Annotated in this window: 11 protein-coding genes and 1 pseudogene; 8 read left to right on the forward strand and 4 right to left on the reverse strand. The window is 45.2% G+C overall.

Going from position 1 to position 18,115, the window contains the following annotated elements:
- Nucleotides 1-85 precede the first annotated feature (85 nt).
- The 3 genes from AOX59_RS17425 to AOX59_RS17435 form a co-directional block, all read right to left on the reverse strand.
- On the reverse strand, nucleotides 86-871 hold the full coding sequence (locus AOX59_RS17425) for an ABC transporter ATP-binding protein (RefSeq protein ID WP_068447450.1): 786 nt from the start codon (nucleotides 869-871) through the stop codon (nucleotides 86-88).
- A gap of 11 nt (nucleotides 872-882) precedes the next feature.
- Nucleotides 883-2,058 carry a pyridoxal phosphate-dependent aminotransferase gene (locus AOX59_RS17430; protein ID WP_068447453.1) on the reverse strand — a complete coding sequence of 392 codons (1,176 nt, stop codon included), beginning with the start codon at nucleotides 2,056-2,058 and terminating at the stop codon, nucleotides 883-885.
- A gap of 203 nt (nucleotides 2,059-2,261) precedes the next feature.
- Nucleotides 2,262-3,848 carry an amidohydrolase gene (locus AOX59_RS17435; RefSeq protein WP_068448436.1) on the reverse strand — a complete coding sequence of 529 codons (1,587 nt, stop codon included), beginning with the start codon at nucleotides 3,846-3,848 and terminating at the stop codon, nucleotides 2,262-2,264.
- Nucleotides 3,849-4,134: 286 nt separating this feature from the next.
- On the opposite strand from AOX59_RS17435, the gene cbpA reads away from it, so the two are divergent.
- The 7 genes and pseudogenes from cbpA to AOX59_RS19860 all read left to right on the forward strand — a co-directional run.
- Nucleotides 4,135-4,764 carry a cyclic di-AMP binding protein CbpA gene (gene cbpA / locus AOX59_RS17440; RefSeq protein ID WP_068447455.1) on the forward strand — a complete coding sequence of 210 codons (630 nt, stop codon included), beginning with the start codon at nucleotides 4,135-4,137 and terminating at the stop codon, nucleotides 4,762-4,764.
- Nucleotides 4,765-5,019: 255 nt separating this feature from the next.
- Entirely contained in the window at nucleotides 5,020-5,769 is a 750-nt protein-coding gene (locus tag AOX59_RS17445) for a DeoR/GlpR family DNA-binding transcription regulator (RefSeq protein ID WP_068447457.1), read from the forward strand.
- Complete coding sequence (pfkB, locus tag AOX59_RS17450; RefSeq protein WP_068447459.1) at nucleotides 5,766-6,710, forward strand: 1-phosphofructokinase; 945 nt, start codon at nucleotides 5,766-5,768, stop codon at nucleotides 6,708-6,710. Before AOX59_RS17445 ends, pfkB begins: the two co-directional genes overlap by 4 nt.
- The gene (locus AOX59_RS17455; protein WP_068447460.1) at nucleotides 6,700-8,571 is read left to right on the forward strand and encodes a PTS fructose transporter subunit IIABC; all 1,872 of its coding nucleotides are present in this window, start codon (nucleotides 6,700-6,702) and stop codon (nucleotides 8,569-8,571) included. The genes pfkB and AOX59_RS17455 overlap by 11 nt, the downstream gene beginning before the upstream one ends.
- 603 nt (nucleotides 8,572-9,174) lie before the next feature.
- Complete coding sequence (locus tag AOX59_RS17460; RefSeq protein ID WP_068447462.1) at nucleotides 9,175-10,104, forward strand: ABC transporter ATP-binding protein; 930 nt, start codon at nucleotides 9,175-9,177, stop codon at nucleotides 10,102-10,104.
- 1 nt (nucleotide 10,105) lies between these two features.
- On the forward strand, nucleotides 10,106-10,879 hold the full coding sequence (locus tag AOX59_RS17465) for an ABC transporter permease (protein ID WP_156418794.1): 774 nt from the start codon (nucleotides 10,106-10,108) through the stop codon (nucleotides 10,877-10,879).
- Nucleotides 10,880-11,284: 405 nt separating this feature from the next.
- Nucleotides 11,285-12,058 (forward strand): annotated as a pseudogene (locus tag AOX59_RS19860) (RNA-guided endonuclease TnpB family protein); the annotation flags it as partial.
- Between the two features lie 150 nt (nucleotides 12,059-12,208).
- Here AOX59_RS19860 and AOX59_RS17475 read toward each other — a convergent pair.
- On the reverse strand, nucleotides 12,209-12,679 hold the full coding sequence (locus tag AOX59_RS17475) for a DinB family protein (RefSeq protein WP_068447468.1): 471 nt from the start codon (nucleotides 12,677-12,679) through the stop codon (nucleotides 12,209-12,211).
- A 533-nt stretch (nucleotides 12,680-13,212) separates the two neighbouring features.
- Between AOX59_RS17475 and AOX59_RS17480 the strand changes: the two genes are divergently transcribed.
- On the forward strand, nucleotides 13,213-18,072 hold the full coding sequence (locus AOX59_RS17480) for a 5'-nucleotidase C-terminal domain-containing protein (RefSeq protein ID WP_068447470.1): 4,860 nt from the start codon (nucleotides 13,213-13,215) through the stop codon (nucleotides 18,070-18,072).
- The last annotated feature ends 43 nt before the right edge of the window (nucleotides 18,073-18,115 follow it).

Here is an 18,115-nt window from a genome sequence, read left to right on the forward strand (position 1 = left end):
TGATCACCCCCGTACACAGGTTTTACATATGTTTTTCCTGCTTGGCGTCTCTGTAAACATGGATCAGGTTTGGCTCTGAATCATTCTAATCCTGCAATGTAATCCATGGACGGTTGCGATGCCATTCAACGTTTACCGGCATACCATAAAAACGGCTCAAGTTGTCAGTCGTCAGAATCGTTTCGCTTGATCCTTTCGCAAACACAGAACCTTCCCGTAAAAGCAACGTCCGGGAAAATGCCGGCAATACTTCTTCAATATGATGAGTGACAAAAATAATCGTCGGTGCATCGGCTTGTTCTGTCAGTTTTTGAATGGTTGAGAGCAGTTCTTCACGGGCAATGAAATCGAGTCCACTTGTCGATTCATCCAAAAGCAGCAAATCAGGTGATGCCATCAGCCCGCGGGCGATAAGCAGCTTTTGTCGTTCACCCTGTGAGCATGTCTGATAAGTCCGGCCGATTAAATAACCGCACCGTATTTGCTCCATAATCCGGAATGCTTTTTCAAAATCGGCTTCAGCGGGTTCTTCAAAAGCAAGGCCGATTGATGCGTATTTGCCGCTCACAACGATATCTTCAGTCAGTTCGGTTTCTTTGATCCGTGACTGCAGCGAAGAGCTGACCCAGCCGATAGATTTGCGGAGCGTGCGGATATCGATTTTTCCAAACGGCTGACCCAGCACACGCACTTGTCCGGCTGTTGGCCAGGAGTAGCCGGTTACAATATTTAATAATGATGTTTTGCCCGATCCATTCAACCCCAATACGGCCCAGTGTTCGCCTTTTTCAACATGCCAGTTGATGTCGGATAAAATGTTTTCCTGCTGGCGTCTCCAGGAAACATCATGAAGGTCGATGACGCTTGTCAATTGTATTCCCCCTAAAAGATTCCCAGTCGGGCAATTCTGTCTGCCGCTTCTTCAAGCCGGTCTGCTGATTCGAGCAACCCGACACGCACATAGCCTTCCCCGTAGTCACCGAAGCCTTTGCCCGGGGCGACGACAACGTGTGCTTTTTTCAATAATAGATCGGCAAATTCTTCAGATGTGTAGTTTGATGGCACCGGGAGCCAGGCGAAGAAGCTGCCTTGTGGTGTGTCAGCCTCCCACCCGATTTTTCGGATAGCTGTCATGAAACGATCACGGCGTTCAGTGTATGTAGCCTCAAGCTCCCGAACAGATGTCTGATCACCTTTCAGCGCTTTAGCGGCAGCACTTTGTATTCCTCCAAATAAACTGACGTACATATGGTCCTGGAATTTGTTAAGGGCTTCGATGACTGAGGGGTTACCGGCAGCAAATCCGACACGCCAGCCGGCCATGTTATATGTTTTTGACAATGTATATATTTCGATACCCGTATCTTTTGCCCCGTCAGACTGCAGGAAGCTTTGCGGTTTTGGTCCATCATAGGACAGCGCTCCATATGCAAAATCCTGCACAACACAGATGTCGTGTTTTTTTGCGAGTTTAACCGTTTCATCATAAAAGGATTTGGAAGCCGTTGCAGCAGTCGGATTATTCGGATAATTCAAGAACATCAATTTTGCCTGTTTAAGTGTCGCCTCGGGTATCGTGCTGTAGTCCGGCAAAAAGTTATGCTGAGGCTGCAATGGCATCGAATAACTTTCAGCACCGGCCATGGCAATCCCTGACATATAGTCCGGGTATCCGGGATCAGGCAGAAGTGCGGTATCATTCGGATTCAGCAGACATTGGCTTATTTCTACCAGTCCGGCTTTGCCGCCAAATAGAACTGCAATTTCCGTTTCCGGATAAAGGGTCACCCCAAATTCCCGTTTATAATAATCAGCGGCCGCTTCTTTGAAATAACGAAATCCCCGAAATGGTGAGTACTTATGATTGGCAGGATTTTCAGCCGCTTCCTGAAGCTCTTTGATAATATGATTCGGTGTCGGCAAATCAGGGTTGCCTTGACCGAGATTAATAATATCATAACCTTGTTGTTTGTATTCCTGTGTTTCAGCTGCAAGCTTGGCGAAAAATTGCTCCGGCAAACGTTTCAGCATCTCTGATTGTTCGAAATGTTGTGGCATGGTTTTAATTCCCTCCCCCAAGCGTTATATATGAAATGAATTGTACTTATGATAGCTTTGATTGATAGGGTTGTAAAGAAAAGCGAAGTCACGGGAGAGGCTTTAAAAATTGGTCGGGGAAGAGAATATGAGAAGAAGGAAGCAACGAGACGGGACAAAAATCCCATCCCCTTGTCCCTCGTCCGCCTCCGTCCCCTTGTCCCTTATTTCAATGCACCACCAATAACGGTCATTTCGACATTCGTTTCCAGCAGTTCATCCGGGTGCTCCATTTTAAATGGGTCATGGGAATAAACCGTCATGTCGGCAAGCTTGCCGCGGGTAATTGTTCCTTTTATATTTTCTTCGTTAGTTGCGTAGGCACCCATTTCTGTAAATAAGCGGAAGGCCTCACGCATTGATAATTTTTCATTCGGGTTCCAGCCGTCATGGGTTTCACCGGGAGCTTTTCTGGTGACAGCAGCGTGAATGCCAAGGAGCGGGTCAACCGGCTCAACGGGTGAATCGGACCCTCCGGCACACATGACACCGGCTTTTTGGAGTGTTTTCCAGGCATAGGAATAACCGGAGCGCTTCTCTCCAAGCCGTTCTTTCGCCCATGGAAAATCACTTGCTACAAATCGCGGCTGGATATCCGTGATTCGGTTCGGATTAGTCATTCGCTTTATCAGTTCATCATTAACAATTTGCGCATGGATTAATCTGTCGCGGTGCGTTACAGCAGGGAATTGATTGAGAATATCCAGCACGTTTGTAAGCGCCTGGTCCCCAATAGCATGAACAGCTACCGGCATGGAAAGATCCCGTGCACCTTTAACCATTTCATAGAGCGTCGCCTGATCAAACATTGCTTCACCATATTTTTCCGGGTCATCACTGTAAGGCTCTGATAACAGCGCTGTTCGTCTTCCGAGTGCCCCATCGGCAAACATTTTGACCGCACCGATTTGTAATCTGTTATTGCCATACCCTGCATACATCCCATTTGCCCGCAAGTCATCCAAAAAATCATGATCGATAAGCAGGTTGCATCTCAGGCCCAGCTGCTCCTGATTCAAAAGTTCATCGTAAAGCTGATACGTTTGGTTTAAGCCTCCGAGAAAATGCGGATCATTCGTATGGACGCTGGTCAAGCCTTTGGATAAAGCGTGTTTCATCGTCTGGCGGAGTGCGTTTTTCAGTTGATCATATGTTTTTTCCGGTATATGTTCGGTAATCAGCTGTGAGGCTGATTCAAGCAGCAGTCCCGTCGGTTGTTTCGTTTCTTCATCACGTACAATCGACCCGCCTTCAGGAACGGCTATGTCTGGATGGTACTGCGCTATGTTAAGCGCCTTACTGTTAACGAGCGCAGCATGACTGCAGACGCGCGGTATGTATAATGGGTGATTTAACGCGACACTGTCCAGCTCGTCTATTGTTGGAATGCCGCCATCGGTAAACAGATTCTCGTCCCAGCCTCTTCCAAGCAGCCATTCGCCTGATTGAAGCGTTTGGGCGTGATGTTGAATTTTTTCGAGCATGCCCTGCTTGGACGTAACGCCGGTCAAGTCGAGGTTCATAAAATTTTCAGCGACGATTGACAGATGCAGATGGCTGTCAATCAAACCCGGGGTGACCGTTTTTCCATTTAAATTGATTGTTTCACTGTACGGTGATTCCCACCGCAGGCGCATATCATCCGTTGTGCCGACGTCAATGAAGCGGCCATTTTCAACGACTACTGCCTGCGCGAGCGGCCGTACTGTATCAAATGTATAAAAGTTACCGTTGATATAGAGTTTACGCATTGATGCTACCATACCTTTCCGATCACAAGGATTCGTTGACTGGTCCCGCATCTAAGGGTCAGTAACCCGCCTAAGAACGGCGACTACCTGACCCTAAATGCCCGATTCTGTTCAACTAACATTCCGTGGGAAAAAGCATCCCACGGAATGAAGTTTTTCTTTAACATCATTATATCAAAAATCGGTTTACATCGGTACAACACGGCTTTCAATATTTACATTGAAATCTAATCGCATCTATAGGAAAATAGAAGAAACTGGATTGGAGCAGATGGGAGGCGGTTTTATGATTATTAACGAAGATTATGTTGACAAGCGGGAAGTTGTTTATGTGCACGAAACTGATCGTAAACAGGATGCTCTTGATAAGGTGGTTGAGTCAGGTTACCGCTGTATTCCGGTGCTTGATGAAGCCGGCGAAAAATATGTCGGCAATATTTACAAGGTACATTTGATGGAAGAGGAGCTTGATGGATCATTGGATGGGCCGACCAGTGATCTCATCAGTGATCAAGAGGGGTATGTCAACAGGAAGGATCCATTTGTCAAAGTGTTTTCATCGATTAAAGCACTGCCATTTTTAGGTGTTGTTGATGATGACAAAACGTTCCTCGGTATTTTAACGAATGGGAATATTATCCAAGTGCTTGAGAACGCTTGGGGCGTCCATAATGGCAGCTATTCACTCACGATTGGAACCATTGAGTATGCCGGTGCACTCAGGCGGATGCTTAAGGTCGTCAACAAATATTGTAACTTGCAGAGCGTTATTTCCCTGAACAACGATTCACAATTCGTAAGGCGCGTCTGCATTGTGCTCCCGGACGATGTTGACGAAGCAACGATGCAACGAGTCGTGACCGATCTTGAAAAAGACATTTTCACTGTAACAGACATTGAAGTTTTGCAAAATTAGGGGGAACGGGAGACAGAGTTGATGTCCCGGAATGAAATTTAAAAAATCGAACAGGTTAAACTAAGCACGGGGAGATAGTTCCCGTGTTTTTTAATGTTAATTGACCATTTGGATGGGACAGGTGAAACTCGAGGGAAAATCTCAGTTAACTTCCATAAATGCCTTCTGTTCTGATTTTCAGGATGCAGTTTTACTCTTATGATTGTTTTTGAATGATTTTGATGGTATTATAATAATTAAAGGAGTTGAACGTTGATGTTAACGGAAGAACGGCATCAGATTATTTTGGATTATTTGAAGCAGGATGGCATTGTGAAGTCACAACATTTGATGAATGTTATCGGCTGTTCGGAATCGACTGTCAGGCGGGATTTGGACCAGCTGGAAGATACCGGGATGCTGACGCGTATCCATGGCGGGGCAAAGCGTACGTACCAATTGAGCGAAGAGTTGACGGCTTCAGAAAAATCATTCAAAAACATTCAATCCAAAGAATCAATCGGAAAATTAGCAGCAGGGCTGGTTGAAACGGGTGAAGTCATCTTCATCGATGCCGGCACAACAACCTATGCCATGCTGCCGTATTTAACGAATAAACCTGTTACGGTTGTGACAAACGGGATCCAGCATGCCTCACTTCTGACAGATCAGGGGATTGAAACCTACGTGCCGGGCGGAAAAATTAAACCTTCAACGAAAGCGATTATTGGATCGCAAAGTTTGAGCGAACTTAAAAACTACCGCTTTGATAAAGCTTTTTTAGGCATGAATGGCATTGATCCCGCTTTTGGCTGTACGACACCTGACCCCGAAGAAGCAGCTTTAAAACAAATGGCGCATCATCAGGCGGCTGCCGGCTTCCTTTTAACAGACGGGAGCAAATGGAACAAGGTTAATTTTGCCAAAGTATGTGAACTGGAGGATGTCACCATCGTCACCGATACATTACCCGATAATCTTGACTATTACCGGGAAAAAACAACCATTATGGAGGCGGCAAAATGATTTATACGATAACGCTTAACCCTTCAATTGATTATGTCGTTCAGGTCAATCAGCTGAACCTCGGCGAATTGAATAAAATGGATAATGAAATGATGTTTGCGGGCGGCAAGGGGATCAATGTTTCCCGCGTGTTGCATGAGCTGGCTTATGACACGACAGCCCTTGGGTTTTTGGGCGGTTTTACCGGTGATTTTATTGTCGAGGCGCTCAGGGAAAAAAGCATTCAAACCAAATTCACACCGATTCAAGGTGCGACGCGTATCAATATAAAATTGAAGGCTGACAGTGAAACGGAAGTTAACGGCCGGGGACCGGGAATCCTGCCGGCTGAAGCTGATAGTCTGCTGCATCAGCTTGAACATGTCACCAACCATGACACTGTGATCATTTCAGGCAGCACGCCACCATCCTTACCGAATGATTTTCATAAGCAATTGGCTGATCAGATTGCCGCAAACGGCGCATCATTTGTTATCGATACGACAGGCGAGGCCTTGAAATCTGTCTTGGGTTACCGGCCGCTAGTGGTCAAACCAAATAAAGAGGAGCTTGCTGAACTGTTTGGGGTGACGCTAAGGCATCAGGATGACGTGATTTATTACGGGAAGCAACTGCTGGATTTGGGTGCAAGGCATGCGATTGTTTCCATGGCCGGTGAGGGGGCACTGCTTTTCACTGAAGAAGGCATTTATCACGGTCAGACACCACGGGGACAGGTGAAAAATTCTGTTGGGGCAGGGGATTCGATGATTGCCGGATTCACGGGAAAATTCAAGGAAACAGCGGATGTGACAGAAGCGTTCCGAATGAGCCTGGCAGCAGGTAGTGCGACTGCTTTTGCAGATGATTTGGCCAAAGCAGAGGATATTTTTCAATTGCAGGAAAAGATCGCTATCACCCGTATATCCGGAAAAGTAAAGGAGGAAAATCATGAACATTAACGACTTGCTGCGTAAAGATATTATGATCATGGATATGAAGGCTTCAGATAAAGCAGCTGCTATTGACGAAATGGTTGCGTCTCTTGAGGCGAACAATGTCGTAAATGATGCCCAAACGTTTAAAGAAGCGATTTTAAAACGGGAAGAGCAGACCTCAACAGGTTTGGGTGACGGAATTGCGATGCCACATGCTAAAACGGATGCAGTCAATGAGGCGACTGTGCTGTTTGCCAAAAGTGAAAACGGGTTGGATTATGAAGCCTTGGATGGACAGCCGACATATCTGTTTTTCATGATCGCCGTGCCGGATGGTGCCAATGATACACATCTTCAAACACTAGCAGCACTGTCACGGATGTTAATTGATCAGGAGTTTGTGTCCCAATTGAAACAGGCCTCGACACCCGAAGAGGTTCAGGCGCTTTTCAATCAGGAAGAGGAAGAACCGTCGGATGCGTCATCTGAGGAAAATGCAGAAAAATCGGCAGAGGAAAGGCCCTTCGTTGTTGCTGTCACAGCTTGTCCAACCGGGATTGCCCACACGTATATGGCTGAAGATGCGCTTAAGAAACAGGCAGCTGAAATGGGTGTGGATATCCGGGTGGAAACAAACGGATCGGATGGTGCGTCGAATGCCTTGACTAAGTCAGAGATTGAGCGAGCGACAGGGGTCATTGTGGCCGCTGATAAAAATGTCCCGATGGCCCGCTTCGATCAGAAACCGGTGCTGGAACGGCCGGTCTCAGAAGGCATCAATAATGCAGAAGAACTGATTACAAAAGCGATGAATCGTGACGCACCAATGTTTCAAGCCGATGAATCCGCGGAAACAGATGATCAGGCAGAGTCTTCAACGTCTGTGTGGCGGAAAATTTACAAAGATCTGATGAACGGTGTGTCACACATGCTGCCATTTGTTGTCGGCGGCGGTATCTTAATGGCGGTGTCGTTTTTGCTTGAAGGGATTCTGGGAGATGAGCATGAGCTTTTCACCTTCTTTAATACGATAGGGAGTAACGCTTTTAACTTTTTGATTCCAATCCTTGCCGGCTATATCGCCATGAGCATTGCTGATCGTCCCGGCTTGATGCCTGGTCTTGTCGGCGGTTTGATGGCAGTGGAAAGCAATGCCGGTTTTCTTGGCGGATTGGTCGCAGGTTTCCTCGCCGGTTATCTCGTATTGCTTGTGAAGCGGTGGTTCCGCAACTTGCCAAAATCACTGGACGGGTTAAAATCAGTACTGCTTTATCCGGTGACAGGCCTGTTTCTGATCGGACTCTTCATGTATTTTATTATCGGGCCGGTCTTTTCAACCATCAATACCGGTATGATCAGTTTTCTGGAAAATCTCGGCACCGGCAATGCCGTCATTCTCGGAGCGCTGCTCGGCGGGATGATGGCGATCGATATGGGTGGTCCGTTTAATAAAGCTGCCTATACGTTTTCGATTGGTATTTTTACCGATACCGGCGATGGCAGTCTGATGGCGGCTGTCATGGTTGGCGGGATGATTCCGCCGATTGCCATTGCATTGGCGACGACGTTTTTCAAAAATAAATTTACAGAGGACGAGCGTAAGTCAGGTTTGACGAATTATGTGATGGGACTTTCCTTTATTACAGAAGGGGCTATTCCGTTTGCAGCTGCCGATCCGGTCCGTGTCATCGGATCATCTGTCGCGGGTGCCTTAATTGGCGGTGGTCTGACACAGCTATGGGCAAGCTCAATACCTGCCCCACACGGCGGTATTTTTGTCATTCCACTGGCTGACAATGCGCTTTTATTCCTCGTGGCACTGACAGTTGGCTCGGTTATAGCAGGTGTTGTTCTGGGAATGTGGAAGAAAACAATTCGAACATGACAAGAGAACAGGGCGTGGGCCACACGCCCTGTTTTGAGGTTGGGGCATAACTAAAATAGTTCACTTACGATGGAGAAAAAATAAAAACACAATACATTTAGCGTACTAAATCACATAACATTTAGTGCGCTATTTTTTACTGATAAATAACCAAGTGGCAATAAATATTGTCATTGCCCTAAAAGTATTGATAAAAAGGGTCAAAATTGCATTGCGAAAATACTTTTTAATTTAAATGCTGTTTTTACGTGTAGAGTTGTATTTTGAAATGTTATCCGATCCGGGTTTTCTGAATATTTATGTTAAACTAAATCTAAAGATTGTAATAAAATGGTCTTAAATTGAACATTCTGAGTTTCAAATTTTATGCAGCAACTGGGTCATTATGTTTAAGATTGAATGGGTTTAAAAATTGTATCTTATCGATAGAAAACAATAGGCAATAATCATTCACTTAGATGATGATGTCTTAGCCGGACTATTCCGATCCTTATTCACGATGAGCCTACACAAAAAGGAAATAGGGGAAAGCGTATATCCTCAAACGCTCGAGTTATTATTAGATCTGGTTGTTGAAGGACTTGTAATCGGGGAGGGCTAGGTATGGAGGAAACCATTTTCACTCAAAATCTTACTAAATGTTATCGAGGAGTTCATGCAGTTGACCATGTTTCTTTACGTATAAAAAAGGGAGAAATTTATGGATTTATAGGATTGAATGGTGCCGGAAAGACCACAATGATTCGCATGCTGCTAGGCATGATTCGCCCTACTAATGGTCAATGTTTTATAAATGGTCAGAAAGTAAGCGCTGGTAATCACCACATTTGGAAACAGATTGGGTATATGGTGGGAACGCCTTATTCATATCCGGAACTCACGGTAAGAGAGAATCTTGGGATTACGGTTCGTCTTCGGCAACTGGCTGATAAAGGTGCTATAAGTCGTGCAATGAATCGTCTTAAATTGACTGCTTATGCGAATAAAAAAACTAAGCATCTATCCATGGGAAACGCTCAACGATTGGGCATAGCAAAGGCACTTCTTCATCAACCACAAGTCTTGCTATTAGATGAGCCTACAAATGGTTTAGATCCGGCAGGGATTGTAGAAATAAGAGAATTATTGCAGGAGCTTTCCTGTGAAAATGAGACAACAATATTCATCTCGAGCCATAATCTGGGTGAGATTTCCAAGATTGCCACCAAAATAGGGATTATTAACGATGGAAAATTAATTCAGGAGCTTAAAAAAGAAGAATTGGACCAACAGTTGATTAAAAAATTGTTAATAAGGACTAGGGATATGAACGGAGCAGCCAAGGTTTTGAGTAACGCCGGATTTTCCATTAACAATATTAAGGGAGAACCGCTTGAAACGCGTAGTATAGATGCTGTTCAACATCCTGAGAAATTGGCAAAAATATTAGTTAATGCTAACCATCCACCGACTATGCTATTGGTTGAAGAAGAGGATTTGGAATCTTATTTCTTAAGGGTGATTGGGAAGAAAGGGGAAGCGATTCATGCTTAAAATGTGCGCTCTTATATCAACTGAATTCCTGAAGTCCCGAAAATCGAAAGTCATTTGGATAACGTTTATCGCATTTACCATTTTACCCTTAATGGGTGGTCTTTTTATGTTTGTTTTAAAACACCCTTATTTTGCTGAAAAATCGGGATTGCTTGCCGCAAAAGCACAAATTGCTGGAAGCGCTGACTGGCCATCTTATCTCATGCTTCTCTCCCAGGGGATAGCTATTGGCGGGATTTTCGTGTATGGGTTTATAACCAGTTGGATTTTCGGACGTGAGTACACGGATTGTACCGTGAAGGATTTGCTTTCTTTGCCCTTTCCACGGGCCTATGTACCTATTGCTAAATTTATAACAGTATTCATATGGTCAACACTCTTAACAATATGGGTGATTGGGATTGGATTTATCGTTGGGATGGTTATCGGACTTCCGCAATGGTCCACCAATGTATGGCAGCATGGTTTGTCAATGTTGTCTATCACCTTTATCTTAACAATCTTATTAAATCCTCCTGTCGCTTTTTTAGCCTGCTATGGACGTGGCTATTTAGCACCCCTTGGTTTTATTATTATGACGATCATACTGTCTCAAATCGTTGCTGTAATTGGATATGGTAGTTATTTTCCATGGGCAATACCGGCCATGTTTAGTAATGTATCGGGAGAAGGAAGCATTTTAGAATTGGAAGGCTTAATTATTATCATCATGACAGCGTTTATTGGCTTTGCCGGTACGCTCGGTTTTTGGCGTTTTGCAGATCAAAATAGATAATGAATCATATTACAACCCTTTTAAATAGAACTGCCAATTAAACAAACGGATGCCTATCTGGAATAAAAGTTGGAGACAAAACGAACGAAAGGGGTAAGATATGAAAAAGGGAATAATAGCAGTATTGACGGGAGCGGTTTTTGCATTTATCACTCACAGGCGAGAAGCCCCCCATTTCAATTTTTAGAAAGGCGACACCCAAAATAAGTGGGAGATGAATCGCCTTCGGACAAGGGATGGCTGTTGCCACCTCAATTGGCCGACCGTTCTTGAATGATAGTGATAGTAGATACCATTAAAACGTTTCCTTTTTTAAATAATATGCCCCTTACGGTAACGAACAGATGTTTGCATTAATTCTAAAAGTCGTTTATAATAAGATTAAGCGAAGGGGAGGGAAGGAAAATGCTTGTGCATAAAGCCTATAAGTTCCGGCTATACCCGACACAAGAACAAGCTATCCTGATTCATCAAACCATTGGCTGCTCCCGTTTTGTGTTCAATCATTTTCTTTCAACCTGGGATGATACCTATCAGGAAACCGGGAAAGGATTGTCCTATGGTAAATGTTCTGCCCGGTTGCCGGCATTAAAGGCGGACTTGCCCTGGCTAAAGGAAGTTAACAGCATCGCCCTCCAATCATCTTTGAAAAACCTCGCAAATGCCTTTGACCGATTTTTTCAAGAACAATCGAACTACCCGCATTTTAAATCCAAGAATAATCAGGTACAGTCGTATACAACCAAACACAAACAATAATATCCAAATTAACGGGAACAAGCTAACACTACCTAAACTCGGATATCTGTGAAGTTTGCCAAAAGCCGGGAAGTCACTGGACGAATACTAAATGCCACGATCAGACGGAATCCAAGCGGTAAGTATTTCGTGTCCATCTTGGCCGAAACGGAAGTCCACGAGCTGCCCAAAACAGAGGCCACTGTCGGTATTGATCTAGGCTTAAAAGACTTTGCCATTCTTAGGACAGGTGAGGTATTCGGCAACCAACGATTTCTCCATAAACTGGAACAGAAATTAATCAAAGCACAACGGATTATGAGCAGGCGAATAAAAGGGGGTACCAATTGGCATAAAGCACGCATCAAGGTTGCACGAATCTATGAAAAGCTGACCAATGCACGCATGGATTTCCTGCATAAAGTGAAACTTCAATCAGTGGGGCGGATGTGTCATTTCCATTCGCAACACCTCCCTCCCCGGGAAGTCTCCCACCGAAGACTACCGACGAGCGGCAGTGCTGCCAACCCCTCATGCGAAGCCAGTCTATTGTATTTTATTATAACATATTGCTATCGTCTCAACCTCATTTTATATTTCATCTGGCTGCCGGGTGAAATTCGGCACATCTTTTACGCCGGTCATGCGGACGTATGTGAATAACTGTCCTTTATGGTGGACTTCATGGTCGATGGCGTTGGAAAACCAATATGTACCCGGTGCGCGCAGTTTGTTGAACTGAATATAGCCTTTCATCTGGTAGGTGAAAATTGTTGCGATTTCTTCTTTCGTTTCTTCGGTATAACGCTGAACAATTGTGCGGATATCGTTTATCGTTTTGTAATTGTTTTCTTCAGGCGGCGCCTCGAATTCACCTTTTTTAATCCCGTTAACAAACATATGTGTTGATGTGACGATATGTATGGCCAATTCTCCAAGCGACATGGCACCGTCCCATGGTCTGTAGTCCACATAGTCATCATCGACCAGGGCAAGCAAATCATCCAAAATCATCCGATGCTGTAACCAGCCGTTCACAGCGCCTTCCATTCCGTTGCTCATATGAATTCTCCTTTCTCGCATTCATGTATTCAGTATAACGTTTGTTGCAGTGAGTTGCCCATATATTTGTTTTGCGTTAGATAATTTGTGTTGTCCCCCATATCGTTGTGAGACTTTAAACCTACTATTAAGTATCTCATAGTAAAGATTAGTTCTTTTTACCTCTGGATATTTTTCCAAAAATTATTTATATTAAAAAATAAATGAATAAATAGTCATAATCGGCATGCTTATTTAGAGGGAAGGGGGTAAACATTTTTCAAGAGAATGGTAATTGAAGAAAGCAGCATTTAATAGCATGCAGGTGAGCCATTTATAATATCGCCAACTTTATTCTATTTTACAGTCTATCTATATTATCCCGCGTGCCCGCGTGTAATGGACAGTAATTTGCCCAAGAACGGCGGTTAACTGTCCCTGAATGTCCGATTAATGTCCTGATCGGCTGTATGATTGTCGTTAATAACTGAGCTCCCGAAAAGATTAGACAATTTCTGAGGTCCATAAATATTAAAAGCGAAGGAGAGACGGGGATGCCAAAACGGATCAGCGAAAAATATGTCAGTATCATGATGATTTTTGTACTGGTAGCAAGTATGCTGACACCCGCAGCCGGACCAATGCGAGCATCCGCAGCTGAAGCGGACGAGCCGATAACTGTCGAAGATGCCATTGCGAAAAACAACGATGGCAGTGAGCAGACGGTCAAGGGGCATATTGTCGGGTATGTGATCAGCCAGGGTAATGTGTCGCGAACTGATTTTCCGGAAGATTATAACGTCGCACTGGCTGATGAGGCCGGCGAAACGAACCCTGACAACATGATCTATGTCCAGCTGACTGACGCTTACCGGGCGGAATTCGGGCTGAATTCAAACCCGGACAATCTGGATAAGGAGATCGTTATTACCGGCAGTATGGAAGAATATCACTCCCATAATGGTCTTAAGGAACCGAGTGATATACGGTTTGCTTCTGAAAATCCGGATGATCCACTCGAATTACAGTCTATCGCGGATGTAAGGGAACAGGAAACAGGCGAGGCAAAAACAAAAGGGGTTGTGACGGCCAAATTAAACAATACCATTCAAATTCAGGATGAAACCGCCGCGATTGCCATACGTCCGACGTCACTCGATGCACAATTGGGCGACAAAATTACAGTGACCGGCAGTTTACAAAATTACCGGGGATTACTGCAGTTGAATGGCGTGACGGTCGAGGAGAAAACAGGAGATGCCGGGGTTCCGGATCCTATATCAATCACCGGTGCCGAACTGGAAACCAATCAATCGAAACTGGCTGTTCTCGATAATGTGACGCTTACGGATGTAGAAAATGGCGACGACTGGGCTAATTATACAGCTGAAGATGAAGCCGGTAATACATTTGTAGTGCGTGACGAGACGGGGGAACTGACTCTGGAGACAGGTGTTACTTATGATAGCTTAACCGGCATTGTTACACAGTTTGATTCGGACCAGCAGCTAATCCCGCGCAGCCAGTCGGATATTGTTCAAGATGAATCGGCAGTCCGGCCCGTTACAGCAAGTCCGGAAGCAGGGACTATCCCGGCAGGATCGGATGTGACACTGGAGTCAGCAACAGCTAATGCCGATATTTATTATACAACAGATGGCAGTAATCCATCAGAAAATGGCCAGCTTTACAGTGGTCCCATTACAATTGAAGAAGACACAACACTCAAGGCCATTGCTGAAAAAGAAGGATTGGAATCAAGCAGCCTCGCAGAATTTACCTATTCAGTCTATAATCCTGAAGATGGTGTCATGATCCACGATATTCAAGGAGAAGGTCACGAATCACCGATGAATGGCAGCAATGTTCAGGATGTTGAGGGTGTGGTCACATATGAATATGAAATTGGCGGTTCGCATTATTTTCATATGCAGACACCGGATGAGGATGCCGACGAAAATGATAAGACATCTGAAGGCATTGTAGTCTATACAGGCAATGCGGATAATGTTGAGACAGGTGATCTCGTCAGTGTAACCGGAGAGGTCGATGAATATCAAATTGATGGGTATGATGATAGATTCGAGACAGATTTGCCGGTTACCGAAATCAGTGCGCGCGATGATCAGGGCGGTGCCGTTGAAGTAAAAGAAAACGGTGCTGATTTGCCGTCGCCTGTTGCATTATCGTCAAGCGATATTCCTGAAGACATTATTGGTGACGAAGGTTTTGGCAGTTTTGAACCAGCTGACTATGCGATCGATTATTGGGAAAGTATTGAAGGTATGCGGGTGGAAGTCGCACCATCGAGAGCAGTGGCGCCGCAGCAGCATGGCGATCTTGTCGTTGCGACAGAAGAGTTTACACCGGCAAATACAACGACTAATGGCGGTGTCCGTTTAACGGAACAAGGCCCGAATGCTCAAACAATCCAATATAAATTACATCCCAATGGAGAGGCCAGGGACTTTGCGGTCAAAACCGGGGACAAGTTCACTGAGCCCGTTGACGGCGTCGTCAATTACGGCTATGGAAACTATAAAGTATATGCCGGATTGAACGAAATGGAATCGGTCTTTGAAGCGGGCGATACACAGCCGGAAGAGACAAGCATTGAGAAAGATGAGGAGAAACTGACGGTAGCTACCTATAATGTGGAAAATTTTTCGGCAAATGAAAGTGAAACATCTCCACAAAAAGCGGAAAATATTGCACGCGCGTTTGTAAGTGACATGGAAAGTCCGGATATTGTGGGGATTGTTGAAGTCATGGATAATAACGGACAGGATGAAGGACCTCAAGATGCAGATGCTTCAGAAAGTTATGAACGGCTTATTGATGAAATCAAAAATCAGGGCGGACCGGAGTACGAATATGCCAATATTGACCCCGAGTACAATCAGGATGGAGGCGCACCGCATGGCAATATCCGTGTCGGCTTCCTTTACAATCCGGAACGTGTGTCGCTGATGAGCGGTGAGGCGGGTACATCTACTGAAGCAACTGATTATGAGGAAGGACAGTTAACACTGAACCCGGGACGCATTGCCCCTGAGGATGAGGCGTTTGCGGAAACAAGGAAGCCATTGGCGGCTCAGTTCAGTTTTAATGGCGAAAGTGTTGTCGTGGCAGCGACTCATTTTAACTCCAAGAGCGGTGACGATGGTGCGTTCGGACAGAATCAGCCGCCGGTAAAAGGAAGTGAGTCCCAGCGTCATGAGCTGGCACGTATCGTCAATGATTTTGTTGCAGATATCAAAGCAGACAATCCGGATGAAAATGTCGTTGTTCTGGGGGATATGAATGATTTTGAATTCACAGAGACACTAGATATTCTTAAAGGTGACGAACTAACAAATCAAATGATGTCCGTGCCTGATGAAGAGCGGTACACCTACCTTTACCAGGGGAATTCACAGGTGCTTGATCACATTCTTGTGTCCGATAACCTGGCTGATGTGACAGAGACTGACGTGCTGCATGTCAATGCCGACTTCACGGATATGCACGGACGCGCTAGTGATCACGATCCGGTGTTGAGCCAGATTGATTTGCAGGCTGATGAAACTGAGGGCGATTTTGACCTGTCTGTCATGCATATGAACGATACACATGCCCGTGTTGAACCACTGCCGAAAATGATGACCGCGGTCAAAGAATTCAGGCAGGAAAACCCTGATTCATTGCTTCTGCATGCCGGGGATGTCTTTTCCGGAACGCTGTATTTCAATGAGTTCAAAGGACAGGCAGACTTGGCTCTCTTGAACATGATGGATGTTGACGCGATGGTTTTCGGCAATCATGAATTTGATCTGGGTGGTGACGAAGGCGGTCATGAATCATTGTCAGCATTCGTTGAAAATGCCGAATTCCCATTCCTGGGCACAAACATCGATTTTTCAGAAGATCCTTATATGCAAGATCTTGAGACCAATCAATCGCTGGTTGACAATCCGGAAGACGGGCAGGTTTATGATAGTATTGTAAAAGAAATTAACGGTGAACAAGTGGGAATTTTCGGCGTAACAACCGAGGACACGGCGAATATTGCAAGCCCTGCCAATGTTACCTTTGCCGACTATAAGGAAACAGCTGAAGAGACAGTAGACGCTTTGGAAGCTGAAGGTATTGATAAAATTGTCGCGCTGAATCACATTGGCTTTGACAGTGCGCCTGAAGTTGGAAATGATTTGCGTCTTGCTGAGGAAGTCGATGGTATCGATGTGATTGTCGGCGGTCATTCGCATTCCGCATTGGAAGAACCGGTAAGTGTAGCGGAGGATTCTGAAGGGGAAGCCAAAGATCCGACAGTCATCGTCCAGGCCGGGCAATATGCTGAAAATCTTGGCACACTTGATGTGACATTTGATGAGGATGGTGTGATTACTGGATACGAAGGCGAATTGCTTGAGGTGGATGGCTTTGCAGAAGATTCTGAGGCCGTAGATGTGCTTGCGCCATATAAAGATGAAGTGGATGAGGTTATGAATGAAGAAATTGGTGCAGAAGCCATGAAAGAACTGCCAAACCCGCGTCAGGATGAACCGGGTGATGACAGTGTCAGGGCCAATGAAACAGCGCTCGGTAATCTGGTGACCGATGCTATGCTTGCCAAGGCTAAGGAAAAGTATCCGGAAACAGTCATTTCCTTTCAAAATGGCGGCGGTATTCGCGCACCGATTGATCAAGGACCGATAACCACCGGAGAAGTCATCAATGTTCTTCCATTCGGCAATGATCCGGTGATTGCCACCTTGACCGGGCAGGAAATCAAGGATATTCTGGAGCACAGTGTTCGTCAGGCGCCCGCTGAGAACGGGGGATTCTTGCACGTATCCGGTATGGAGTTCTATTACGACAGTGAAAAAGAACCAGGCAGCCGTGTCGTCGACATGTATGTTGAGAATGATGGCGAACTGGAAGACATTCAGCTCGATTCGGAATATCAGGTAACGACGAATGGCTTTACCGGTCAGGGCGGTGATGGATTTGAAACATTTGCACAGGCCTATGACGAAGGACGGGTCAAGGATATTGGTGAAATTGACTGGCAGCAGCTGGTCGACTATATGGTTGAAGATTTGGAGGGAGTTGTAGACCCTGAAAAAGAAGACCGTATTGTCGATTTGATGGGTGAGAATCCGGGCGATCCGATAAACGCAGAAGATATACAGGAAGCCGTGACTTCACTTGAGGACAATGGAGAAATTATGGATGAAAGTGCAGCACGCGCTCTTAAAATGCATTTGACAGTGGTCAGTCATTATGAGAAAGAGGATTTACGGGATAAAGTGATTAAGCATATGGAAGGTTTTAAGGCGCTTGTCAATTATCAGCATGAGAACGGGCTTATATCAAAAAGCGCACATGAAGAACTTCAGACAATGGCTGATACACTGATCAATCAGTGGTAGCAGACATTAGAACAGCCCCTTTCTTGACGGAAGAAGGGGGCTG

This window comes from Lentibacillus amyloliquefaciens (genome assembly GCF_001307805.1).
GTDB lineage: Bacteria > Bacillota > Bacilli > Bacillales > Amphibacillaceae > Lentibacillus > Lentibacillus amyloliquefaciens.

Excerpts from the sequence above, each read along its gene's own strand:
- AOX59_RS17430 (WP_068447453.1), bottom strand. The coding sequence starts at position 2,058 with ATGCCACAACATTTCGAACAATCAGAGATGCTGAAACGTTTGCCGGAG.
- cbpA (WP_068447455.1), top strand. The coding sequence starts at position 4,135 with ATGATTATTAACGAAGATTATGTTGACAAGCGGGAAGTTGTTTATGTG.
- AOX59_RS17455 (WP_068447460.1), top strand. The coding sequence starts at position 6,700 with ATGAACATTAACGACTTGCTGCGTAAAGATATTATGATCATGGATATG.
- AOX59_RS17460 (WP_068447462.1), top strand. The coding sequence starts at position 9,175 with ATGGAGGAAACCATTTTCACTCAAAATCTTACTAAATGTTATCGAGGA.
- AOX59_RS17480 (WP_068447470.1), top strand. The coding sequence starts at position 13,213 with ATGCCAAAACGGATCAGCGAAAAATATGTCAGTATCATGATGATTTTT.
- AOX59_RS17435 (WP_068448436.1), bottom strand. The coding sequence starts at position 3,848 with ATGCGTAAACTCTATATCAACGGTAACTTTTATACATTTGATACAGTA.
- AOX59_RS17445 (WP_068447457.1), top strand. The coding sequence starts at position 5,020 with ATGTTAACGGAAGAACGGCATCAGATTATTTTGGATTATTTGAAGCAG.
- pfkB (WP_068447459.1), top strand. The coding sequence starts at position 5,766 with ATGATTTATACGATAACGCTTAACCCTTCAATTGATTATGTCGTTCAG.
- AOX59_RS17475 (WP_068447468.1), bottom strand. The coding sequence starts at position 12,679 with ATGAGCAACGGAATGGAAGGCGCTGTGAACGGCTGGTTACAGCATCGG.
- AOX59_RS17465 (WP_156418794.1), top strand. The coding sequence starts at position 10,106 with ATGTGCGCTCTTATATCAACTGAATTCCTGAAGTCCCGAAAATCGAAA.